Raw genomic sequence first — 21530 nt, forward strand, 5'->3', positions numbered from 1 at the left:
ATCGCGATCGGCGCGTTCGTGGTGGTCCTGCTCGTCCTGCTGATCGGGCTGCTGGTCTACAACAACAGCTCCGAGGAGACGACGCCGCCGCGCAGCACCGAGTCGTCGACGACCGAGGCGCCCAGCACGTCGCCGAGCGCGCAGGAGACCACGACCGAGACACCGAGCACCGACGACGGCACCTCCGGTTTCGAGATCCCGACCAGGATCCCCGGCCTGCCGACCGAGCTGCCCTCGAACATCCCGACCGGCCTGCCCGACCTGCCCTCGAACCTGCCGAGCCTGCCCTCGAACCTTCCGGACCCGGGCCAGCTCGGGCAGGACGCGCAGGGCTTCTGGGACCAGGTCGGCGACTGGTGGTCGCGGCTGTTCTGAGCCGGTCGAGACGCGCGGCGTGTGTCGTGCGCGGCAATGACGCACCCGGACGGGCGGACCGGGCACCCGGTCGGGGACCATTCGGGGTGCGCCCGGTTCCCGCGGCCCTCCGCGGACGGCCGGACCGGCGCGCAGGTGCAGGCGATCCGGGAGGACCGACGTTGAGCGGCGCGACAGAGACCGTGACCGGTGCGGGGACCCCCGCGCGTCGTGGTGACGCGTCCGAGCCGCGTCCGGGCGGGCTCCGGCCGGGGGCGGTCGCGACCGGGCTGACCGTTCTCGGCGTCGTCGTGTGCGCGCTTGCCGCGACCGCGGTCGTGCTCACCGACGTCGGCGTGTACGCCCGGGTCGGCGTCCCGGCCCCGCCGCTGGACGTGCGGATCCTCGGCCCGGTGCTGCGGACGGTCGCGCTGCTCACCGGCGCCCTGTCGGCCGGGGCGCTGCTGTTCGCCGCGTTCCAGGCGCCCCCGCAGGCCTCCGGCACCGTCGGGGTCCAGGGCTACCGGGCGCTGCGCCGGGCCGGGGTCGCCTCCGCCGTCGCCGGGCTCGCCGCGCTGGGCGCCGCCTGGACCACCACGTCGGACCTGACCGGCTCGGCGCTGCTGGCCCCCGCGCAGGGCGGGCTCACCGGCTGGTTCTCGGTGTTCGCCACGCTCGAGGAGCCGATGGGCTGGCTGCTGACCGGAGTGACGCTGCTCGTGGTGGCGGCCGGGTGCACGTGGTTCCTGAGCTGGCGTGCCGCGGGCGCGATGGGGCTGGCCGCGGCGGCGTGCTGGGTGTTCCCGGCCGCGGTGAGCCCGGCGGCCACCGGCGCGAACCACGACTGGAGCGGCGACGGCGGCATGGTGCGCACCGTCGGCGGGATCGTGTGGCTGGGCGCGGTCGCCGCCCTGGCCGCGTACCGGGTGCACGGCGGCGAGGTCACCGACGTCGTGTGGCGGCGGTTCCGGTGGCTGGTGCTCGGCAGCGGCGCACTGTTCGTCGTCGGTGAGCTGGTGTTCCAGGTCGTGGTCGTCGGGGGCGGGTCGCTGACCGGGACCGCCTACGGCCGGCTGCTGCTGGTGGAGGCCCCGCTGGTGCTGGTGCTGGCGGTGGCGACGGCCCTTCTGCTGCGCCGCGGCCCGGGCGCCGCGCACCGGCGCACGCTGGTCCCGCTCGTGCTCGGTGGCGCGCTCGTCGCCGTCCTCGGGGTCGCGATGAGCCACATGGTCCCGCCGCGGTTCCTGGTCCACACCGACTCCGACCTGGAGACGCTGATCGGGTGGGACGTGGACCGGCCCTTCGGCGCGGTCCCGCTGCTCGTCGACTGGCGCTTCAACATCATCTTCGGCACGGGCGTCCTGCTCGCCGCGGGTGTGTACCTGCTCGGTGTGCGCCGCGTGCAGGCGCGCGGGATCACCTGGTCGACCGGGCGGACCGCGGCCTGGTTGGCCGGCTGCGCGGTCGTGCTCGTGGCGACGTCGTCCGGGCTCGGCTTCTACTCGCCCTCGATGTTCAGCGTGCACATGATCAGCCACATGTCGCTGAACATGCTCGCGCCGGTGCTGCTGTGCCTGGGCGGGCCGGTGACGCTGGCGCTGCGGGCGCTCCCCGCGGCCGGCCGGAGCAACCCGCCCGGCCCCCGCGAGTGGATCCTGGCCGCGGTGCACTCGGGTGCGGCCAAGGTGCTGACGAACCCCGCGGTCGCCGCGATCCTGTTCGTCGGCTCGTTCTACGTCCTGTACTTCACCCCGCTGTTCGACGGCGCGCTGCGGTTCCACTGGTCGCACCAGCTGATGAACCTGCACTTCGTCCTCGTCGGGTACCTGTTCTTCTGGCCGCTGATCGGCGTGGACACCGCACCGAACAAGCTGCCGCACCTGGGCCGGCTGGCCGTACTGCTGGCGACGATGCCGTTCCACGCGTTCTTCGGGATCGCCGTGATGAGCTCGGACACCGTGCTCGGCGAGAACTTCTACCGCTCGGTCGGGCTGCCGTGGATCTCCAGCCTGCTGGAGGACCAGCACGTCGGCGGCGGGATCGCCTGGGCCACCGGGGAGGTCCCGATGCTGCTGGTGGTCGTCGCGCTGATCGTGCAGTGGTCGCGGGACGACGCGCGCACCGCGGTGCGCAGCGACCGCCAGGCCGACCGGGACGGCGACGCCGACCTGCACGCCTACAACGAGATGCTCGCCCGGCTGCGCTCCGGCAGGTGAGCGACCGGGCCGGCCCCGCTCACGGGGTCGGGCCGTCGCCGGCGGCGGCGCGCCGGACGTGGTCCGCGAGCGCCTCGACCGCCGTCGAGTCCCGTCGGGCGGTCGTCCCGCGGGCCAGTGCCAGGTGTCGCCGCGACCAGGGGTCGCGCAGCTCGCGGACGTCCAGGGGCACCGCCGGGTCGACGGCCCGGCGCGGCAGCACCGCGAGCCCGACCCCGGCCGCGGCCAGCGAGACGACCGTCCCGATCGACGACGCGCGGGTGCGGAAGCGCGCCACCGGCGCGTCCGGGCCGAGCTTGCCCTCGATCCAGCGCTGCAGCGGCGCCGTCGACTGCAGGCCGACCAGCGGGTGCTCGGCGACCTCCCGGTAGGTGAGCTCGTCGCGGTCGGCCAGGACCCCACCGGAGCGGCCGATCACGACGAGCGAGTCGTCACCGAGCGGCTCGGTGTCCGGGCCGGGTGCCCCCGAGCCGTCGTCCACGACCACGCCCAGGTCCGCCTCGCCGTCGGCGAGCAGCCGCAGGGTCTCCGGGGTCGGCCGCTCGGAGGCCGTGACGTCGAGGTCGGGGTGCTCGGCGAGGAACGAGGCCAGTGCGTGCGGGACGAGCCGGTGCGTCGCCGAGGTGCCGGCCAGCAGGACCAGCGGCGCCGTCGGGGAGCGCGCGTAGCCGGCGACCGCGCTCTCCAGCCGGGCCGTGTGCGTGAGGACGTCCCGGGCGTGGCGCGCCAGCGACGTCCCGGCGGGGGTCGGCCGCACCCCGCGACGCCCGCGGACCAGCAGCTCCACCCCTGCCTGCCGCTCCAGCGCACGGATCCGGGCGCTGGCCGAAGGCAGGCTCAGATGCATCCGCACCGCTCCGGCCGTGATCGACCCCCCGGCCAGGACGTCGAGGAACAGCCGCAGGTCGACCAGGTCGTAGCGCACCACGTCAGCCTAAGGCTGTGCCTGACCCTGGATGTGTCGATCACGCATTGCCCCCTCCCGCGACGCGCGCCGATGCTGGACCGGTGATCGAGGCCGTCGCACTGCTGCTGGTCGGGGTCGCCGCCGGGGCCCTGAACGCCGTCGGCGGAGGGGGCACGTTCGTCGCGCTCCCCGCGCTGGTCGCGGCCGGGCTGCCGCCGGTCACCGCGAACGCGTCGACGACCGTGGCGCTGCTGCCCGGCGCCGTCACCGGCACCTGGGCCTACCGGTCCCAGATCCGGCCGGTCGGGGCCACGACGACCCGGTCGCTGAGCATCGCGAGCCTGCTCGGCGGCGGCTGCGGGGCCGCGCTGCTGCTCGCGCTGCCCGCGTCCTCGTTCGACGCGGCCGTGCCGTGGCTGCTCGCCTTCGCCACGCTGGTGCTGGCGTTCGGGCGCTCGCTGTCGCGGCTGCTCAACGCCGCGCTGCGCCGCACGATCGACATGGGCCCGCGCTCGGTGCTGGTCGGGCAGTTCCTGCTGGCGATCTACGGCGGCTACTTCGGCGGTGCCGTCGGCATCCTGATGCTCGCGCTGTGGAGCGCCGGCCTCGGGCTCGACACGGCGGCCGGCAACCCGATGCGGGTCGCGCAGCTCACGGCCGTCAACGCGATCGCGGCCGGGATCTTCCTGGTGGCCGCGGACGTGCTGTCGCACCCGGTCCCGCTGCTCGCGGTGCTCGTCGGAGCGGCCGTCGGCGGGTTCGCCGGTGCACGCCTGGCCCGGCACCTGTCCGCCCGCGTCCTGCGTGCCCTCGTGCTGACGACCGCGGCGACGATGACCGTCCTGTACTTCCTCAAGGGCTGAGCTGCCTCAGCGGCCCGGCGCGGCCTCGTCGTCGCGCTCCGCGGTGATCTCCGCCGACGTCGGGGCGAACGTCCCGCCCGCGTGGCGCAACCGCAGGCTGTTCGTGACGACCAGCAGCGACGACACGGCCATCGCGGCTCCCGCGAGCAGGGGGTTGAGGAACCCGGCGGCCGCCACCGGCACGGCGGCGACGTTGTAGCCGAACGCCCACCACAGGTTCCCGCGGATCGTGCGCATCGTGGCCCGGGCCAGCTCGACGGTCGTCGGCAGCACCCGCAGGTCGTCGCGCACGAGCACGACGTCGGCGGCCTCGAGCGCGACGTCGGTGCCGGACCCGACGGCGATCCCCAGGTCCGCGACGGCCAGCGCGGCGGCGTCGTTCACACCGTCGCCCACCATCGCCACCGTCGCGCCCCCGTCCTGGAGCTTGCGGACCAGGTCCACCTTCTCGTCCGGCAGCACCCCGGCGTGCACCTCGGAGATGCCGACGGCGGTCGCGACGGCCTGCGCGGCGGCCGGGGAGTCCCCGGTCAGCAGCACCGGCCGCAGGCCCATCTCGAGCAGCTCGGCGACAGCGGCGACGGCGGAGTCCTTCACCGGGTCGGCCAGCGCGACCACCCCGGCGACGGCGCCGTCGACGGTCACCGCGACGGTGGTGCGCCCGGCCGCGTCCCACTCGCCGACCCGGGCGGCGAGCGGACCGAGCTCGCCGGCCAGCGACGGCCGCCCGACCGTCACCTCGTGCCCGTCGACGACGCCGCGGGCACCCAGGCCGGGCATCGGCACGAAGTCCGTCACCGCCGGGACCACCACGTGTGACTGCTCGGCGTGCGCGCACACCGCCGCGGCGATCGCGTGCTCCGACCCGGACTCGACGGCGGCGGCGCGGGCCAGCATCTCGCCGGGGTCGGTACCCTCGGCGCAGGCCAGGTCGGCCACGGTCATCCGGCCCGTGGTCAGCGTGCCGGTCTTGTCCATCACGACGGTGTCCACCGCGCGGGTGGTCTCCAGCGCCTGGTAGCCCTTGACGAAGATGCCCAGCTCGGCGCCGCGCCCGGTCGCCACCATCAGCGCCGTCGGCGTCGCCAGCCCGAGCGCGCAGGGGCAGGCGATGATCACGACGGCGACCGCGGGCGCGAACGCACCGGCCCAGCCCGCCCCGGCCAGCAGCCAGCCGAGCAGGGTGAGCAGCGCGATCACGAGGATCACCGGCACGAACACCGACGACACCCGGTCGACCAGGCGCTGCACCGCGGACTTCTCGGTCTGCGCGCGCTCCACCGCGGCGAGCATCCGGGCGAGCCGGGTGTCGGCGCCGACCTGCTCGGCGCGCACCACCAGCCGCCCGCCGGTGGCGATCGTGCCGCCGACGACCAGGTCGCCGGGCGCGACCTCGACCGGTACCGGCTCGCCGGTCATCGCGCTCGTGTCCACCGCCGCGACACCCTCGACCACGGCGCCGTCGGCGGCGATCCGCTCGCCGGGCCGGACCACGAACCGGTCCCCGGCGCGCAGGCGCGGCACCACGATCCGGCGCTCGGTGCCGTCGGCGTCGAGCACCGCGACGTCGTCGGACTCCAGCGCGGCGAGCGAGCGCATCACCTCACCGGCACTGCGCCGGGCCCGGGCCTCGAAGTAGCGCCCGGCCAGGACGAACGTCGTGACCCCGGCCGCGACCTCCAGGTACAGCGGCCCGGACGGGTGCAGCACGGCCTGCCAGCCGGTGGCCGTGTCCGGGGCGCCGTCGGTGAACACCAGCGCGCCCAGCGACCAGCCCGACGCCGCGATGACCCCGAGCGAGACGAGCGTGTCCATCGAGGTGGTGCCGTGGCGCAGGTTCGCCGCGGCGGTGCGGTGGAACGGCCACGCCGCCCAGACCACCACCGGCAGCGCGAGCACGGCCACGACGGCCTGCCAGAACGGGAACCGCAGCGACGGGACCAGCGACATGGCCAGCGACAGGTCGGCCAGCGGGACGAACAGCAGCAGCGCGACGGTCATCCGCAGCCGCAGCGAGCGCAGCGCCGCGTCGTCCCGTGTGGCCAGGTCGGCGGCGTCCTCGCCGTCCGGGTCGGGCACGACCTCGGACGCGCCGTAGCCGGCCTTCTCGACCGTCGCCACCAGCGTGTCGACCTGCACCCCGGCGGGGTGCTCGACCAGCGCCCGCGCGGTGGCCAGGTTGACCGCGGCCCGGACGCCGTCGAGCTTGCCGAGCTTGCGCTCGACCCGTCCGACGCACGCCGCGCAGGTCATGCCCTCGATCCGCAGCTCGGACAGCCGCACCTCACCGTCGGCGCCGGAGGGCGTCGCGGTGGTGGTGGCGGTGGCCGGGCTCTCGCGTGTCACGACACCGATGGTTCCGCACTCCACCGACGGTTTCACCCGCGGGGCCGGTGACCTGCGGAACAGACACGATCGCGGGACGCCGGGAACCACCCGGCGCCGCGGGGCGACCCCTCTGGGGTGACCACCGACGTCGACACCGCGCCGCCGCGCACACGCGCGGGCGCCCTGAGCCTGCTCGTGCTGGCCGGGCGGCTCGTGCTGGGCGGGGTGTGGATCGTCGCCGGCGCGCTGAAGGTGACCGACCTCGACGCGTCCGTGCGCGCCGTCCGCGCCTACCGCCTGCTCCCCGACGTGGCGGCCCAGGTCCTCGGCGCCGGGCTCCCGGTCGTCGAGATCGTGCTCGGCGTGCTGCTCGTGGTGGGCCTCGGCGTCCGGGTCGCGGGCGCGCTGTCGGTGCTGCTGATGGGCGCGTTCGTGGTCGGGATCGCCTCGGCCTGGGCACGCGGCCTGCAGATCGACTGCGGCTGCTTCGGCTCCGGCGGCGCGCTGGCCCCCGGTGAGTCACCCACCTACGGACTCGAACTCGCACGGGACGGCGCCCTGCTCGTCGTCGCGGTACTGGTCGCCTGGCGACCGAGCGGGCGCCTCGCGCTCGACGACCGTCTCGGGACCCCGAAGGGACACTGATGGCATCCGGCACCAAGAAGTCACCGAACCCGCTGACCGCCAGGTCCGGCCCGGCCCGCGGGACGGTGATCGGCATCGTCGCGGTCGTGCTGTTCGCCGGGCTGGTCGGCTTCGGCGTCTACCAGGCCCAGAAACCGGCCGACGTCGTCGTCCCGCCGAACGCGACCGCCGCCGGCGTCCCCGTCGGCAACCCGGCGGCGAAGGCGACGATCGACATCTACCAGGACTTCCAGTGCCCGGCCTGCAAGCAGTTCGAGGACATGAGCGGACAGACCGTCGACCAGCTCGTCGCGGGCAGGCAGGCGAAGGTCGTCTACCACCCGGTCGCCATCCTCGACCGCACGTCACCGGACCGGTACTCCAGCCGCTCGTCCGCGGCCTCGGCGTGCGCCGCCGCGGACAACGTGTTCCCGCAGTACCTCAAGCTGCTCTACGCGAACCAGCCCACCGAGGGCGACCCCGGCCTGACCCCGGAGCAGCTGACCTCACTGGGGCAGCAGGCGGGCGCCGGTCCGGGCTTCGCGGAGTGCGTGAGCAGTGACCGCTACGCCGGCTGGACGGCGTCTCTCACCGACCAGGCGTCCAAGGACGGCCTGGCCGCCACCCCGACGGTGAAGGTGAACGGCCAGCAGGTCCAGAACCCGACCCCGGACGCCCTCCGCGCCGCCGTCTCCGCAGCCCAGGCCTGATCCCCGGCACCGTGCGGGGGACGGTAACGCCGTGCACGGCCCGTGCGATCGTCACCACAGCGGCGGGCGTCGATGCCCGGTCGAGAGCGGGGGCGGGACATGGACACGCAGTACACGGGAGCGGGAGTCCCCGCAGCACGCCCGGGGCTCTCGCCCGGAGCCGCCGTCCTGCTGTGGATCTTCGTTGGATGGCCCCTCTCCTGGATCCTGCTGTTCGCGTTCGTGCCGCTGGGCATCCTGTTCGGCATCGGGATCACCATCTGGATGATCGTGATCGTCTCCTCCGGCGGGCACCGGGGGCCGCCGGTCGTCGTCAACGTCGGCCAGATGGCCACTGCGCCCCTCTCCGCGGCCGCGTCCAGGCACCACGCGATCCGGCAGGAGGTCGAGAGCCTCGCCTCGGTCAACGCCGTCGGCGGCTGTGGTTGGTGCGGGTCACCGTCCGCGCACGTCAACGACCTCGGCTACCTGGTCCACCCGCGTCACTGGCACGCTGCCGAGATCGTGGAGCGGATCCGCTCCACAACCCGGGACTGACCCCGGCGCACCCGATCCGGTTCAGGGGGACTCGAGGAGGGCGGCCAGGTGGGTCAGGGCTTCGTCCGCGGCGTCGCCCTCGGCGGTCAGGGTGACCTGCTGGCCGGGGCCGACGCCCAGGGTGAGGACGTTCAGGACGCTCGTCGCGTCCACCGGGTCCCCGCCGTCGACGGCGATGGTGACGGCCAGGCCGGTCTCCTTCGCGGCGCGGCTGAACAGCGCGGCCGGGCGGGCGTGCAGACCGACCCCGGAGGCGACGGTCGCGGTGCGGGTGGCCATCGCGGTCAGCCCCCCGACCCGGAGCCCGGACGGCCCGGCGGCGGGTCACCGTCGACGGCCGGCAGTGCTGCGCCGCCGGGTTCGGGGTCACCGGGGCCGAGGCCACCGGAACCGGGACCGTCCGCCACCGCCGGTTCCTCCTCGCGTCCGGGTGTCCGCAGGTTCCAGCGGCGGATCACGAACCGGAACAGCACGTAGTAGACCAGCGCGTAGCCGAGCCCGATCGGGATCAGCAGCAGCGGTTTCTGCGCCTGCCCGAAGTTGAGCAGATAGTCGATCGCGCCGGCCGAGAACGTGAACCCGTCGTGGATGCCCAGCGCGTTGACCAGCGCGTGCGAGGTCCCGGTCAGCACCGCGTGCACGATGTAGAGCGGCCAGGCCACGAACAGGAACGCGAACTCCAGCGGCTCGGTGATGCCGGTGACGAACGCCGTCAGCGCGACCGACAGCATGACCCCGCCGGTGACCTTGCGCTGCTCCGGGCGGGCCTCGTGCCAGATCGCGAGCGCCGCAGCGGGCAGCGCGAACATCATGATCGGGAAGAAGCCCGTCATGAAGATCCCCGCCGACGGGTCCCCGGCGAAGAAGCGGTTGAGGTCGCCCTGCGCGCCGTTGAAGTCGCCGATCACGAACCAGACCACCGAGTTCAGGATGTGGTGCAGCCCGAGCGGGATGAGCATCCGGTTCGCGAACCCGTAGACCCCGCCGCCGAGGACCGGGTTCGCCGTGACGGCCTGGCCCAGCGCCGTCAGGCCGGCGTTGAACAGCGGGTAGAGCAGCCCCAGCCCGGCCGCCAGCACCATCACCACGACGGCGGTCAGGATCGGGACCAACCGTCGTCCGCCGAAGAACGCCAGGTAGGTGGGCAGCTTCGTGCGGTAGAACCGCTGCCACAGGACGGCGCTGATCAGTCCGACCAGGATGCCGCCCAGCACCCCGTAGTCGATCAGTTCCTGCGCCCCGTCGGAGTCGGTCAGCCCGGGCAGCACGAGCGGGCTCATGGCCTCGAACACGCCGTCGAGCACCAGGTAGCCGACGACCGCGGCCAGCGCCGTGGACCCGTCCGCCTTGCGCGCCCACCCGATCGCGATGCCCACCGCGAAGATCAGCGGCAGGTTGTCGAACAGGGCCGACCCGGCGGCTCCGATCACCGTCGCCACCCCGGACAGCCCGGGCACCCCGCCCAGCAGGTCGTCCTGGCCGAGCCGGTTGAGCAGCCCGGCCGCCGGCAGCGCCGCGATCGGCAGCATCAGGCTGCGCCCGAGCCGTTGTAAACCGGAGAGCCCACGGCGGGGCGTCGTCGGCGCGGTACTGCTCGTCATGGCTAACCTTCCGATCACATCGGCCGGGGGTGCGCTGACGATCTAGTGCGCCCGGTGGCCGTGTCAACGATGAGATCGTCGGACGAGGGAGATCGCGATGGCGGACGACACGCGGGCCGCGGACATCCTGGCCGGTCTGGGCGGCGCGGCCAACGTCGTCGAGGTCGAGGGCTGCATCACGCGGCTGCGCACCGAGGTGACCGACCCGACGAAGGTCGACCAGGCCGCGCTGCGCAGGCTCGCGCACGGCGTGGTCGTGTCCGGGACGGCGGTGCAGGTCGTCGTCGGCCCGGAGGCGGACATGATCGCCGACGACATCGCGGACCTGCTGTGACGGTCCCCGCCGGGGAGCCGGTGCGGGTCGCGGCGCCGCTGACCGGCGACGTCGTCGACCTCACCGACGTGCCGGACGCCGTGTTCTCGGCGCAGATGCTCGGCGCCGGGCTGGCGATCGAACCCGGCTCCGGCCCCACCGAGGTCCTCGCGCCGGTGAGCGGCACGCTGGCCAAGGTGCACCCGCACGCGTTCGTCGTCGTGACCGACGAGGGAGTCGGCGTACTCGTGCACCTCGGCATCGACACCGTGGGCCTCGAGGGCGAGGGGTTCACGGTGCACGCCGCCGAGGGCGACGAGATCTCCGCCGGGGCACCGGTCGTCACGTTCGACCCGGACCTGGTGCGCTCACGCGACCTGTCCGCGGTCTGCCCCGTCGTGCTGATGGAAGCCGAACCGGACAGCGCCACCGATCGCGCATCCGGTCCGGTACGGGCCGGCCGGCCGCTGTTCAGCTGGACGGCCTAGCGGAACGGACATCCTTCGCAGAGCGAGTCCGGATCACAGCGCCGGGCGACGAAACCGGCGCCCGGACGCTGCTCCCGGAGCAGCCGCCGCTCGTCGGCGAGCCGCCTCCACTCCCTGCGCTGGCCCTCGGTGTCCATCGACGTCCCGACCAGGACGGCGAAGAAGACGAGAAGGGCGATCCCGGCCAGGGCGATCAGAACGGTGGTCATCGCGACCACCTCCCGCCGTGCGGCCGGACGGTGCTGACAGGCACTGCGTGTCGTGCGGTCATCTCGCACCCCCGTTCTTCGAGTGACCGGAGGCCACTCAACAGGTGGGAACGAAGTATCACCCCCGCCGACGCCGGTACACCAGACGGAAGTACAAAGCTTGGCCGAAATTTGATGATAGGGAATCTCGCATCTGCAATTGCAGACGATCGTTGCCTCCCACGCCCTCGAGAGGTCATACTCGCCGTCACGGGGGCACGATCCGGTGGTGGGAGATCCCATGACGATGACGCACGGTCCTGTCGTGATCAGGCGTCGTCTCGGATTCGTTCTCAAGCGCTTACGCGGAGACCTGGGACTACATCTCGACGTCGTCGCGAGGCAGCTGGAGATCTCGCCCTCCAAGCTCAGCAGGATCGAGACCGGGCAGGTCGAGCCGAAGATCCGCGACGTCCGCGACCTCCTCGCGATCTACGAGGCCGATGTCGGGACCCGTCACCAGGTCATGGAATGGGCGAGCAACGCGAAGTCCCCGGGGTGGTGGCAGCCGTTCACCTCGACCGTCGCGGTCGCCGACCTCGACATGTACATCTCCCTCGAGGCCGAGGCCAGGTCCGAGCAGATGTTCAGCACGCCCGTGACCGGACTGCTGCAGACCGAGGCCTACGCACGGTCGATTCTGTCCGAGGCCTTTCCGGAAGCGTCGGAGCGGGAGATGGACAGGCTCGTCGAGATCCGGATCGGCCGACAGGCGGTGATCGACCTCGATCGCGCCGACGCCCCTGCCCTCGAGCTGCACGCGGTGCTGGACGAAAGCGCCCTCCGCCGCTCGAATGCGGAGCCATCGGTGATGGCCGAGCAGATGAGGCGACTCGCCGAGCGGTCCCACCAACCCAACGTGTGTCTGCAGATCCTGCCGTTCTCCGCCGGCTACACCAGGGCAACCAGTACGTTCTCGATCTTCGAACCGCGAGAGGCCGGAACCGACTGGCCTGTCGTCAACGTCGAGAGCACCGGAAGTGATGCGTACTTCGACACCGCCGCCGAGGTGTCGAACTACCGGTCGATCTGGAAGGGGATCGTGTCGAGAGCCCTCGACCCCGAGCAGTCCAGGCGCTTCATCGAGACACTGGTCGACACCTGATCACCGCACTCAGGCGGTGAGGGCGTCCAGATCGAACTCGCCGTTACGCACTCCGGCCACGAAGGCCTGCCATTCCTCCGCGGTGAAGGACAGGACGCCCGCCTCCGGCGTCGCCGTCGACTTCAGGAGTACGCCGCCTCCCGGATCACCGGCGACGGCGACACAGCTGCCGTCGAGGCAGAACGAACTGATCCTGAAAGTGGCCGGCTGCGACAACGGGGAGCTCGCGTTCTCTTCGGCCCCGCAGGCGAGGCCTCCGGGAACGGTCGACGCCGCAAGATGTCGGGGAACACCTGCGAGCAGGTTCTGATCCGCATAACGCCTGCGCCCGTGTCAGGGTGCGGGCATCACCTGACCGTGACGTCGCCCGTCGCGGGCGGGCCGTCACCGACTCCGACCATCCATTTCGGACTCTGCCGTCTCAGGGCGACGGCACGATCTCCGCCAGGGCGACCGTGCGCACCTCGGCCCGCCGGATCACCACGATCCCGGCCAGGATCAGGACCCCGCCGATCAGCTGCGTCAGCGTCGGGACCTGCGAGACCAGCAGCCACGCCGCGAGCACCCCGAACAACACCTCGCTCAACCCCACGAACGACGCGACGCGCGTGTCCAGGCGCCGGATCGCCACGACCCCGGCGACGTAGGACACCACCGTGGAGATCACCACCAGCATCGCCCCGATGAGGACCCAGCTCATCTCGATCCCGCCGAGCACCCCGGTTCCCGCCCCGGCGCGCAGCGGCGTGATCCCGGTCAGGCCGGTGACCGTCAGCAGCACGGCGCCGACGACCATCCCGCCCGAGATCATCAGCAGCGGTGGCATCGAGCCCTCGCCCGTGCCCCCGGGAAGCAGGAAGTAGACGCACACGCAGACGGCGGCGGCGAGCCCCCAGACGATGCCGACGAGGTCCACCCTGGACGGGCCGAAGACGTCGACCACGAACGCGAGCCCGACCAGCGCGAGCATGCAACCGCCGAACGTCGTCGCCGACGGGGTGCGCCGCGTGCGGAACCACGTCCACCCGACGAGCAGCACCGGGGCCAGGAACTCCAGCAGCAGCGCCACGCCGACGGACAGGTGCTGCAACGCGTAGAAGAAGCACAGCTGCGCCCCGGCCACCGCGAACACCCCGTAGGCGAGCACGGTGCGGGCCGAGTCCACCGCCATCCCGTGCCGGCGCAGGAGCACCAGCGCGACCGGCAGCATCAGGACGGCCGCGCCGGCGATCCGCAGCAGCGTCGTCGCCCCGGAGGACCATCCGGCCTCGAGCAGCGACGAGCCCAGCGGGCCGGAGAAACCGAAGGTCGCCGCGGAGATCAGCGCCCAGGGAAGGCCCCTGGTGAGCGCCGTCGGGTTCATGTCAGGACCATGGTGTTCATATACTCCTGACAGTAGGAACGAGGGACGTCAGGAGTCAACGTGGAATTCGCTCATGACACCGAGGTCGCGCTCGTGGCCGCGGCCTCGCTGGTCAACACCGCGCTCGCCGACCCCGACCCGCTGGCCGACCGGGCGCTGTTCGACGCGTGGCTGCTCGAGTACCCCTACACCGGGCAGTACCTGGGGACGGCGGACGAGCTCGCCTCGGTCCGCGCGATGCGCGAGCGCCTGCGCGGCCTGTGGGACGCGCCGGACCGGGACGCCACCGTGACGCTCGTGAACGCCCTGCTCACCGACGCCCGGGCCACGCCGTACCTGACCCGGCACGACGAGTGGGACTGGCACCTGCACGTCACCGCGCCGGAGGCGCCGCTGGCGCACCGGATCGGCGCCGAGAGCGCGATGGCCGCGGCCGACCTGGTGCGCGGCGACGACCTGGGCCGGCTGCGCCGGTGCGCGGGCAGCGACTGCGACGCGGTGCTGGTGGACCTGTCCCGCAACCGGTCCAAGCGCTTCTGCGACACCGGCAACTGCGCGAACCGAGCCCACGTCGCGGCCTACCGCGCGCGTCAGGCGGCCGGCTGAGCCCTCAGCGGCCCGCCGCCTGCGCGAGGTGACCGGCCAGCAGCTCGTTGACCTGGTCCGGCTCCTCGGCGTTGAGCAGGTGCGCCGTGGCCGGCACCTCGGCGTAGCGGGCTCCGGGGACGGAGTCGGCGATCAGCCGGAGGAACTCGGGCGGGGTCGCCGGGTCCTCGGCGCCGGCCACGGCCAGCGTCGGCACCGTGACGCCGGACAGCTCACCGCGGATGTCGAAGCCGCCGATCGCGGCGCAGCAGGCCGCGTAGCCCTCGTCGGAGGTCGCGCGCAGCATGTCCAGCAGCCGGCGCGCCCCGTCCGGGTCGCGGTCCTGGAAGGCGTGGGTGAACCAGGTCCCGACCCGGGAGGCGACCATCGCGTCGGTGCCCTTCTCCCGGACCGTCGCCGCGCGGGTGGCCCAGGAGTCCGGGTCGGCGAAACGCGCGGCCGAGGCCAGCACGGCCAGGCTGAGCAGCCGGTCGGTGTGCACGGCCAGCTGCTGGCCGATCGCGCCGCCGATGGACACCCCGACGTAGTGCGCGCGCCCGACGCCGATCCGGTCCAGCAGCTCGACGACGTCGCCGGCCAGGTCGGCCATCGTCGCGTCACCGGACGGGACCGGGGACCCGCCGTGCCCGCGCAGGTCGAAGCGCACGGTGCGGAACCGGTCGGAGAACGCGGCGACCTGGGCGTCGAACAGGCCCAGGTCGGTACCGAGGGACGGTCCGAACACCAGGACCGGGGCGTCGTCCGGGCCGTCGACCCGGTGGTGCAGCCCGGTCACTGGACGGCCAGGTCGGACGGGTGCGTCGTCAGCGGCGCGATCGTGATCGTCATGAACGGGAACAGCGGCAGCGACCAGAGCAGCTCGTGCAGGTCATCGGCCGACTCCACGTCGAAGATGCTGATGTTCGAGTACTGCCCGACCACCCGCCAGATGTGCGGCCACCTGCCGGAGCGCTGGATCTCCAGCGCGCGCGCCTTCTCCTTCGCGACCGTCTCAGCCCGGACGTCCGGGTCCAGGTCGCGGGGGATGGCCACGTCCATGCGCACATGGAACAGCACTGGTCGATCAACTCCTCGATAGCGCCCGTGGGCGGGGGCTCCCCTTGCGCGGTCGCGCCCCTCCGCGGGCTTGTACGCTCTGCGTACGTCCGCACGCTGTGCGAACAAGCGTCGCCGACCGGCGTCGACCCGTCAAGCGGGGACGCCGGGTCGGGCCGGGCGGGTCAGGACGCGAGGCCCCAGGTGCCGAGCAGCCAGCCCGCTGACGTCAGCCAGATGCCGGTGAGCAGCGCGAACACCAGCCCACCCGCCCACGCCATCGCCCAGCCGGGCACGCCGCGGCGGCGCAGCAGCAGCATCCTGGTCGCCAGCGCGCCGTAGAGCAGGCAGCCCAGCAGCGAGTGCGCGAGCGCCCGCGGCGTCGCGCCGGACCAGCCCAGGGTGACCAGGCAGTGGGCCGCGACCGGCACCGTGATCAGCACGGCCGCCCGTCCGGACCAGCGGTGCAGTCCCCGGGTGAGCGGGGTCGCGCCGCGGCCGATCCGCCCGCCCAGCACCAGAGCGGACCACAGCTGCACCAGGCCGAGCCCCGCCGCGGCGGTGGCCGACCACGCCTTCAGCGCGAGCGCGCCGGGGAACCCGGCGAGGTTCACCGCGACGCCGGCCGGGTCGTGCTCGCGGGCCCATACGCCGAGCGCGACGGCGACCAGCGTGCCGAGCGCGACCGGGACGGCGACGGTGGAGACCTTCGGTCCCGGCAGCTCCATCAGCTCCGCCAGCGCCGGATCGACACGCGGGGTCACGGCGGGCCGGGGCGGCCCGACCCGACGGGCCGGCGTCTCGCGTCGCGACGTCGCCGGCGGGCCCGTCCCGCCGGTGCGCTGGTGCGGGATCAACGGCCCGGTGCCGCCGGGCCCGACCGGGCGCCCGCGGGGCGGCGTGGGCACGGCGTCGGCAGCGGCTCGGCGTTCCGCGCGGGCACGGTGGCCGCGGGCGGGCACACGGGTGCCACGAGGGGTCATCGGTCGTCACTTCCGTGTCGGGGGCACCGCGGCGCGAGGGACGCGCGCTGCGGCAGCACGGCTGCGGCGCGAGGGGGAGCGTGCCGCAACAGGACGTGACGAAGCCTAGGAACACCGGCCCTCGGGGTCGCGTCCCTGAAAGCGGTGACCGCTGTCCGTGCACGGCCACGCGACGAACGGTGACCGCGTTGGACCGCTCGGAGTACTCCGCGCGCCCGGACGACACCGGACCTCTCAGGTGCGCCCGGACCGGCGGAAGGTGACGGACAGGAGGGTCAGGCCCGCACGGCGGACCCGGAGCGGACACCGTCGGCGAGCTCGGCGGCCAGCGCCCGCACGGCCGCGACGCCGGACTCCGGGTCCGGGGCCTCGGCCAGGGCCTGCACGAACGCCGTGCCGACGATCACGCCGTCGGCGTAGCCTGCCACCTGCGCGGCCTGCTCCGCGGTCCGCACGCCCAGCCCTACGCAGACCGGCATGTCGGTGACCTCGCGGCAGCGGGCCACCAGCTCGGCGGCACCGGCGCCGATCGCGGCGACCCCGGTCACGCCCATCAGCGACGCCGCGTAGAGGAACCCGCGCGACGCGCCGGCCGTCATGGCCAGGCGTTTCGGGGTGGAGGTCTGGGCGACCAGGTAGACGCGGTCGAGGTCGTGCTTCTCGGAGGCGGCGAACCAGTCGTCGGCGTCGTCGGGCAGCAGGTCGGGGGTGATCAGCCCGGAACCGCCGGCCTCGGCCAGGTCACCGGCGAACCGCTGCACGCCGTAGCGGTCGATCAGGTTCCAGTACGTCATGACCAGCGCCGGGGCGCCGGCGTCGGCCACCCCGCGCACGGCGGTGAACGCATCCGAAGTGCGGGCGCCGCCGTCCAGCGCGGCCTGGGTGGCGCGCTGGATGACCGGGCCGTCCATCAGCGGGTCGGAGTAGGGCAGCCCGACCTCGACCACGTCGACGCCGCCGGCGACCATCGCCTGCATCGCGGCGACCGAGGTGGGCACGTCCGGGAAGCCGACCGGCAGGTACCCGACGAGCGCGGCGCGGCCCTGCTCCCGGGCGGCGGTGAAGGTGGCGCTGGAGCTCACGGGGTCTCTCCGTCGGTGTGCGCGGTGCCGTCGGCATCCACGAGGTCGAAGTAGCGGGCGGCGGTGTCGACGTCCTTGTCCCCGCGCCCGGACAGGTTCACCAGTACGACGCCGTCGGGCCCGAGGCGCCGGCCCTCGCGCAGGGCCCCGGCCAGCGCATGCGCGCTCTCGATCGCCGGGATGATCCCCTCGGTGCGGCACAGCAGCTTGAAAGCCTGCATGGCCTCGTCGTCGGTGACCGACTCGTAGCGGGCGCGGCCGAGCTCGTGCAGCCAGGAGTGCTCCGGCCCGACGCCCGGGTAGTCCAGCCCGGCCGAGATCGAGTGGCTCTCCCGGGTCTGGCCGTCGGCGTCCTGCAGGATGAAGCTGCGGGACCCGTGCAACACCCCGACCTCGCCGCCGCCGATCGACGCGGCGTGCCGCGGGGTCTCGACGCCGTCACCGCCGGCCTCGAAGCCGACCAGCTCGACGCCCGTGTCGTCGAGGAACGCGTGGAAGATCCCCATCGCGTTCGACCCGCCGCCGACGCAGGCGCAGATGACGTCCGGCAGGCGTCCGACGGTGTCGAGCATCTGCGCCCGCGCCTCGACGCCGATGATCCGCTGGAAGTCGCGCACCATCGCCGGGAACGGGTGCGGCCCGGCGACCGAGCCGATCAGGTAGTGGGTGTCGGCGACGTTGGTCACCCAGTCCCGCATGGCCTCGTTCATCGCGTCCTTGAGCGTGCGCGAACCCGAGGTGACGGGCCGGACCTCCGCGCCGAGCAGCCGCATCCGGGCGACGTTGAGCGCCTGGCGCTCGGTGTCGACCTCGCCCATGTATACGACGCAGTCCAGGCCGAGCAGCGCGGCGGCGGTGGCGGTGGCCACGCCGTGCTGGCCGGCACCGGTCTCGGCGATCACCCGGGTCTTGCCCATCTGGCGGGTGAGCAGCGCCTGGCCCAGCACGTTATTGATCTTGTGCGAGCCGGTGTGGTTGAGGTCCTCGCGCTTGAGCAGCACCCGGGCGCCGCCGGCGTGCTCGGCGAACCGGCTCACCTCGGTGATCAGGCTCGGGCGCCCGGAGTAGGTGCGGTGCAGCTCGGCGAGGCGCCCGGTGAACTCCGGGTCGACCAGCGCGCCCGTGTAGGCCGCGTCGAGCTCGTCGAGGGCGGCGACCAGCGCCTCCGGCACGTAGCGGCCGCCGAACCGGCCGAAGTACGGGCCGGTCTGGTCGACCAGACGCGCCGCGTCCTCGACTCGGGTGGTGGTCTCGGTCACGTCGGACCCTCTCCTACTACGGGTGCGCGGGCTCGGGACGGTCGCGGCCGTCGATCCACCGGGCCCACGCGGGCGAACATCGGTTCCGACCTGGCTGCGTCCGCTCGCGGGCTCGTGCGGCGGGCGCCGATCGGGTCGCCCGCGACGGTAGCGCGCGGTACGGCGTTCCTGCGACGCGGATCCGCCTCCGGGGGCGCCCCACGTCGGTCAGACGTAGCGCGGGCGGCCGACGATCCAGCCGAGCACCATCTCGACGACGATCACCCCGGCGAGCAGCGACAGCGACAGCGTCCAGCCCCCGGTGAGCCCGTGCAGCAGCCCGAACAGGAACGGGCCGCTCGCGCCGAGCAGGTAGCCGAAGCCCTGCGCCATCGCCGAGAGGCTGGTGGTGTCCACGGCGTTGCGGGTACGCACCGCGATCACGCCCAGGCCGAGCGGGAACACCCCCATCCCGAACCCGAGCATCACCGTCCACAGCCAGGGCGCCGCGGCCGGCGCGATCGCCATCCCGATCACCGAGGCCAGCCCGACCGAGGCCATCCCGACGATCCATCCGGACTGCGAGCGCCGGTTCAGTGCGATCGGCGGCACGATGAAGCTCAGCGGGATCCCGATCAGGTTGACCAGCGCGAGCATGTAGCCGGCGTCGGTACGCGGGATGCCGACGCTGACGAACAGCTCCGAGAGCCAGCCCATCGCGGTGTAGGCGACGAGCGCCTGCAGGCCGAAGAACGCGGTGACCGCCCAGGCCAGCGGGCTGCGCAGCAGCGACCGCCGCTCCGGCGCGGCGTCGACCGTCGCGCCACCGGCCGTCCCGTGCCGGGCGCCGACGCCCCAGACCAGCAGCGCCGCCAGCGACAGTGCCGCCCACGCCCCGACCGAGGCCCGCCACCCGCCGAACAGGGCCTCCATCGGCGGCGTGAACGCGGCACCGATCCCGCCGCCGGCGGCGAGCGCCGCGGTGTAGACGCCGGTGACGCGCCCGACCGCGTTCGGGAACGACTCCTTGACCACGACCGGGATCAGGACGTTGCCGATCGCGATGCCCGCCGCGGCGACGAACGTCCCGCCGAGCACCACCCACGGGCCGTCGACGACCCGCATCACCAGGCCCAGCGTCAGCACCGCCAGCGAGATCCCCACCGCGCGGGCCATCCCGAAGCGGCGACCGAGCAGCGGCGCGGCGACCGCGGCCAGGCCGAAGCAGATCGTCGGCACCGCGGTGAGCACGCTGGCCCACACCGCGGAGGCGCCCAGGTCGTCGCGGACCTCGCCGAGCACCGAGGACATGCTGGTGACGGCGGGACGCAGGTTCGACGCCGCCAGCGCCACCCCGACGACGAGCAGCGGGGTACCGAGCAGGGCCGCGTGCCGTCGGCGGTCCACCGACTCGGCGGCCCCGGTGACGATCGTCTCCTCGGCGCGGTCCCCGGCGTGCTGGATGCTCATTGCCACTACTCTGTCAGACATAGGATGTTCCGATGAAAGGATAACCCGGTGCCTCTGGTCACAGCACGACGTGGCGGCCTGGTCGAGCAGGTCATCGAGCAGCTGCGCGCGACGATCCGGGACGGCGAGTGGGCGGTCGGGGCGAAGATCCCGCCGGAGGCCGAGCTGGCCACCTCGCTCGACGTCGGCCGCAACACCGTCCGCGAGGCCGTCCGCGCGCTGGCACACGGTGGGCTGCTGGAGGTCCGGCAGGGCGACGGCACGTTCGTCCGCGCGACAAGCGAGCTCTCCGGCGCGCTGCGCAAGCTGTGCGGCGACGAGCTGCGCGAGGTCCTCGAGGTCCGCCGGATCCTGGAGGTCGACGCCGCGCGGCTGGCCGCCGTGCGACGCACCGACGACGACGTCGTCGACCTCCGCGCGGCCATGGTCGTGCGGGACGCGGCCCTGCACGACGCCGCGACCGCCGAGCCCGGCGCGAACCAGGCCGCCGTCGCCGACGCCGTCCGCACCGACACCGACTTCCACGCGCTCGTCGTGCGGTGCGCGCACAACGCCCTGCTCAGCGAGCTCTACCGCGGGGTCGCCGAGGCGGTGGCGGGCAGCGTCGCGGCGACGATGCCCCCCGAGATCGGCACCGAGAAGGAGGTCTCGCACTCCGGCATCGTGGAGGCGATCGAGGCCCGCGACGTCGAGCGCGCGGCCCGGGAGGCGGGCGAGTTCCTGACCCGGCTGATCGACCGGGCCTGACCGGTCAGCGGCGGCCGCCCCCGCGAGCGGGGGTTCTCGATCACCCGGGCGGGGGGTTCACGGGACGGCCGGCGGTCTCGCCTATCGTCGTCGGGCGGACTACCCGACCCCGACGGGAGCGAGCATTGCTGAAAGGCTTCAAGGACTTCCTGCTGCGCGGGAACGTCATCGACCTCGCGGTCGCGGTCGTCATCGGTGCGGCGTTCACCTCCGTCGTCACCGCGTTCACGAACGCGTTCCTCAAGCCGCTGATCCAGCTGTTCTCCGGCGGCGGCGAGTTCGCCGGGAAGATCGTCGTCAAGGACGTCGAGTTCGACTACGCGACGTTCATCAACTCGACGATCACCTTCATGATCACCGCCGCGGTCGTGTACTTCTTCGTGGTCTACCCGATGAAGTGGCTGCAGGAGCGCCGTCGCCGCGGCGAGGAGGACGGGCCCGCCGAGAGCACCGACATCGAGCTGCTCACCGAGATCCGTGACCTGCTCCAGGCGCAGGCCGAGGCGGCCCCGACCGCGCCGGCTCCGGCGCCCGGGGAACGGACCACCCGGCTGACCGCGCAGGCCGCCCGGCCGCGTCCCGACGAGCAGGACCACCTCCACCGGCGTCCCCGCTCCCGCCACGGCACCGGCGAGCCCGCGGACGCCCCGCGCCGCTGAGCGCTCCGCCCGGCGCCGGCCCCCCGAACAGCGGCGGTTCCCCAAAACAGATG

25 protein-coding genes and 1 pseudogene are annotated in these 21530 nt (G+C 73.5%); 13 read left to right on the top strand and 13 right to left on the bottom strand.

Going from position 1 to position 21530, the window contains the following annotated elements; translation table 11 throughout:
- On the top strand, positions 1-375 hold a 375-nt coding region (locus I4I78_RS14100; RefSeq protein WP_218611759.1), incomplete at its 5' end, for a hypothetical protein.
- Between the two features lie 161 nt (positions 376-536).
- Positions 537-2570: a cytochrome c oxidase assembly protein gene (locus I4I78_RS14105; RefSeq protein ID WP_218611760.1), complete on the top strand. Its 2034-nt coding sequence runs from the start codon at positions 537-539 to the stop codon at positions 2568-2570.
- A gap of 19 nt (positions 2571-2589) precedes the next feature.
- On the opposite strand, the gene I4I78_RS14110 is transcribed toward I4I78_RS14105, so the two are convergent.
- A complete protein-coding gene (locus tag I4I78_RS14110) occupies positions 2590-3495 on the bottom strand; it encodes a LysR family transcriptional regulator (protein WP_218611761.1) in 906 nt (301 codons plus the stop codon).
- An 83-nt stretch (positions 3496-3578) separates the two neighbouring features.
- Here I4I78_RS14110 and I4I78_RS14115 point away from each other — a divergent pair, with 83 nt between their 5' ends.
- Positions 3579-4340, top strand: a complete 762-nt coding sequence (locus I4I78_RS14115) for a sulfite exporter TauE/SafE family protein (RefSeq protein WP_218611762.1) — start codon at positions 3579-3581, stop codon at positions 4338-4340.
- Positions 4341-4346: 6 nt separating this feature from the next.
- On the opposite strand, the gene I4I78_RS14120 is transcribed toward I4I78_RS14115, so the two are convergent.
- The gene (locus tag I4I78_RS14120; protein WP_308252101.1) at positions 4347-6686 is read right to left on the bottom strand and encodes a heavy metal translocating P-type ATPase; all 2340 of its coding nucleotides are present in this window, start codon (positions 6684-6686) and stop codon (positions 4347-4349) included.
- 117 nt (positions 6687-6803) lie between these two features.
- Between I4I78_RS14120 and I4I78_RS14125 the strand changes: the two genes are divergently transcribed.
- The 3 genes from I4I78_RS14125 (at position 6804) to I4I78_RS14135 (ending at position 8539) form a co-directional block, all read left to right on the top strand.
- Complete coding sequence (locus tag I4I78_RS14125) at positions 6804-7313, top strand: MauE/DoxX family redox-associated membrane protein (RefSeq protein ID WP_218611763.1); 510 nt, start codon at positions 6804-6806, stop codon at positions 7311-7313.
- Entirely contained in the window at positions 7313-8002 is a 690-nt protein-coding gene (locus I4I78_RS14130; protein WP_218611764.1) for a thioredoxin domain-containing protein, read from the top strand. Before I4I78_RS14125 ends, I4I78_RS14130 begins: the two co-directional genes overlap by 1 nt.
- 99 nt (positions 8003-8101) lie before the next feature.
- A complete protein-coding gene (locus I4I78_RS14135; protein WP_218611765.1) occupies positions 8102-8539 on the top strand; it encodes a hypothetical protein in 438 nt (145 codons plus the stop codon).
- A 21-nt stretch (positions 8540-8560) separates the two neighbouring features.
- Here the strand turns inward: I4I78_RS14135 and I4I78_RS14140 are convergent, their stop codons facing one another.
- Both I4I78_RS14140 and I4I78_RS14145 read right to left on the bottom strand, forming a co-directional pair.
- Positions 8561-8818 carry an HPr family phosphocarrier protein gene (locus tag I4I78_RS14140; RefSeq protein WP_218611766.1) on the bottom strand — a complete coding sequence of 86 codons (258 nt, stop codon included), beginning with the start codon at positions 8816-8818 and terminating at the stop codon, positions 8561-8563.
- A gap of 5 nt (positions 8819-8823) precedes the next feature.
- Entirely contained in the window at positions 8824-10140 is a 1317-nt protein-coding gene (locus I4I78_RS14145) for a PTS transporter subunit EIIC (RefSeq protein ID WP_218611767.1), read from the bottom strand.
- 97 nt (positions 10141-10237) lie between these two features.
- Here I4I78_RS14145 and I4I78_RS14150 point away from each other — a divergent pair, with 97 nt between their 5' ends.
- Both I4I78_RS14150 and I4I78_RS14155 read left to right on the top strand, forming a co-directional pair.
- Entirely contained in the window at positions 10238-10474 is a 237-nt protein-coding gene (locus tag I4I78_RS14150) for a glucose PTS transporter subunit EIIB (protein WP_218611768.1), read from the top strand.
- Positions 10471-10941: a glucose PTS transporter subunit IIA gene (locus I4I78_RS14155; protein WP_308252102.1), complete on the top strand. Its 471-nt coding sequence runs from the start codon at positions 10471-10473 to the stop codon at positions 10939-10941. The genes I4I78_RS14150 and I4I78_RS14155 overlap by 4 nt, the downstream gene beginning before the upstream one ends.
- On the opposite strand, the gene I4I78_RS14160 is transcribed toward I4I78_RS14155, so the two are convergent.
- On the bottom strand, positions 10938-11150 hold the full coding sequence (locus tag I4I78_RS14160) for a hypothetical protein (RefSeq protein ID WP_218611769.1): 213 nt from the start codon (positions 11148-11150) through the stop codon (positions 10938-10940). The genes I4I78_RS14155 and I4I78_RS14160 overlap by 4 nt on opposite strands.
- Before the next feature lie 286 nt (positions 11151-11436).
- Here I4I78_RS14160 and I4I78_RS34225 point away from each other — a divergent pair.
- Together I4I78_RS34225 and I4I78_RS14165 are read left to right on the top strand one after the other, a co-directional pair.
- A pseudogene (locus I4I78_RS34225) lies at positions 11437-11634 on the top strand (helix-turn-helix domain-containing protein); the annotation flags it as partial.
- Between the two features lie 21 nt (positions 11635-11655).
- Positions 11656-12294, top strand: coding sequence for a DUF5753 domain-containing protein (locus I4I78_RS14165; protein WP_226379686.1), 639 nt, complete (start codon positions 11656-11658; stop codon positions 12292-12294).
- A 9-nt stretch (positions 12295-12303) separates the two neighbouring features.
- Here the strand turns inward: I4I78_RS14165 and I4I78_RS14170 are convergent, their stop codons facing one another.
- Positions 12304-12510, bottom strand: a complete 207-nt coding sequence (locus I4I78_RS14170) for a DUF397 domain-containing protein (protein ID WP_218611771.1) — start codon at positions 12508-12510, stop codon at positions 12304-12306.
- A 205-nt stretch (positions 12511-12715) separates the two neighbouring features.
- Positions 12716-13657: a DMT family transporter gene (locus I4I78_RS14175; protein WP_218611772.1), complete on the bottom strand. Its 942-nt coding sequence runs from the start codon at positions 13655-13657 to the stop codon at positions 12716-12718.
- Between the two features lie 60 nt (positions 13658-13717).
- Between I4I78_RS14175 and I4I78_RS14180 the strand changes: the two genes are divergently transcribed.
- The gene (locus I4I78_RS14180; protein WP_218611773.1) at positions 13718-14263 is read left to right on the top strand and encodes a CGNR zinc finger domain-containing protein; all 546 of its coding nucleotides are present in this window, start codon (positions 13718-13720) and stop codon (positions 14261-14263) included.
- A 4-nt stretch (positions 14264-14267) separates the two neighbouring features.
- Here I4I78_RS14180 and pcaD read toward each other — a convergent pair whose 3' ends face one another.
- The 6 genes from pcaD to I4I78_RS14210 form a co-directional block, all read right to left on the bottom strand.
- Positions 14268-15038 (bottom strand): 3-oxoadipate enol-lactonase, encoded by a 771-nt coding sequence (gene pcaD, locus I4I78_RS14185; RefSeq protein ID WP_218611774.1) that lies wholly within the window; start codon positions 15036-15038, stop codon positions 14268-14270.
- Positions 15035-15319 carry a muconolactone Delta-isomerase gene (gene catC, locus I4I78_RS14190; RefSeq protein ID WP_218611775.1) on the bottom strand — a complete coding sequence of 95 codons (285 nt, stop codon included), beginning with the start codon at positions 15317-15319 and terminating at the stop codon, positions 15035-15037. Before catC ends, pcaD begins: the two co-directional genes overlap by 4 nt.
- 164 nt (positions 15320-15483) lie before the next feature.
- The gene (locus I4I78_RS14195; protein ID WP_308252103.1) at positions 15484-16206 is read right to left on the bottom strand and encodes a DUF6529 family protein; all 723 of its coding nucleotides are present in this window, start codon (positions 16204-16206) and stop codon (positions 15484-15486) included.
- Positions 16207-16556: 350 nt separating this feature from the next.
- Positions 16557-17363 carry a tryptophan synthase subunit alpha gene (gene trpA, locus I4I78_RS14200; RefSeq protein ID WP_218611776.1) on the bottom strand — a complete coding sequence of 269 codons (807 nt, stop codon included), beginning with the start codon at positions 17361-17363 and terminating at the stop codon, positions 16557-16559.
- Positions 17360-18622: a tryptophan synthase subunit beta gene (gene trpB, locus I4I78_RS14205; protein ID WP_218611777.1), complete on the bottom strand. Its 1263-nt coding sequence runs from the start codon at positions 18620-18622 to the stop codon at positions 17360-17362. The genes trpA and trpB overlap by 4 nt, the downstream gene beginning before the upstream one ends.
- Before the next feature lie 207 nt (positions 18623-18829).
- On the bottom strand, positions 18830-20071 hold the full coding sequence (locus I4I78_RS14210) for an MFS transporter (protein WP_218611778.1): 1242 nt from the start codon (positions 20069-20071) through the stop codon (positions 18830-18832).
- A gap of 48 nt (positions 20072-20119) precedes the next feature.
- Between I4I78_RS14210 and I4I78_RS14215 the strand changes: the two genes are divergently transcribed.
- Together I4I78_RS14215 and mscL are read left to right on the top strand one after the other, a co-directional pair.
- Entirely contained in the window at positions 20120-20818 is a 699-nt protein-coding gene (locus I4I78_RS14215) for a FadR/GntR family transcriptional regulator (RefSeq protein ID WP_218611779.1), read from the top strand.
- 125 nt (positions 20819-20943) lie between these two features.
- Entirely contained in the window at positions 20944-21477 is a 534-nt protein-coding gene (gene mscL, locus I4I78_RS14220) for a large conductance mechanosensitive channel protein MscL (RefSeq protein ID WP_218611780.1), read from the top strand.
- Positions 21478-21530: the final 53 nt, after the last annotated feature.

This window comes from Pseudonocardia sp. KRD291 (genome assembly GCF_019263595.1).
In the GTDB taxonomy this organism is placed as follows: domain Bacteria; phylum Actinomycetota; class Actinomycetes; order Mycobacteriales; family Pseudonocardiaceae; genus Pseudonocardia.

Excerpts from the sequence above, each read along its gene's own strand:
- I4I78_RS14130 (WP_218611764.1), top strand. The coding sequence starts at position 7,313 with ATGGCATCCGGCACCAAGAAGTCACCGAACCCGCTGACCGCCAGGTCC.
- I4I78_RS14135 (WP_218611765.1), top strand. The coding sequence starts at position 8,102 with ATGGACACGCAGTACACGGGAGCGGGAGTCCCCGCAGCACGCCCGGGG.
- I4I78_RS14140 (WP_218611766.1), bottom strand. The coding sequence starts at position 8,818 with ATGGCCACCCGCACCGCGACCGTCGCCTCCGGGGTCGGTCTGCACGCC.
- I4I78_RS14145 (WP_218611767.1), bottom strand. The coding sequence starts at position 10,140 with ATGACGAGCAGTACCGCGCCGACGACGCCCCGCCGTGGGCTCTCCGGT.
- I4I78_RS14150 (WP_218611768.1), top strand. The coding sequence starts at position 10,238 with ATGGCGGACGACACGCGGGCCGCGGACATCCTGGCCGGTCTGGGCGGC.
- I4I78_RS14160 (WP_218611769.1), bottom strand. The coding sequence starts at position 11,150 with ATGACCACCGTTCTGATCGCCCTGGCCGGGATCGCCCTTCTCGTCTTC.
- I4I78_RS14165 (WP_226379686.1), top strand. The coding sequence starts at position 11,656 with ATGGAATGGGCGAGCAACGCGAAGTCCCCGGGGTGGTGGCAGCCGTTC.
- I4I78_RS14175 (WP_218611772.1), bottom strand. The coding sequence starts at position 13,657 with ATGAACCCGACGGCGCTCACCAGGGGCCTTCCCTGGGCGCTGATCTCC.
- I4I78_RS14210 (WP_218611778.1), bottom strand. The coding sequence starts at position 20,071 with ATGAGCATCCAGCACGCCGGGGACCGCGCCGAGGAGACGATCGTCACC.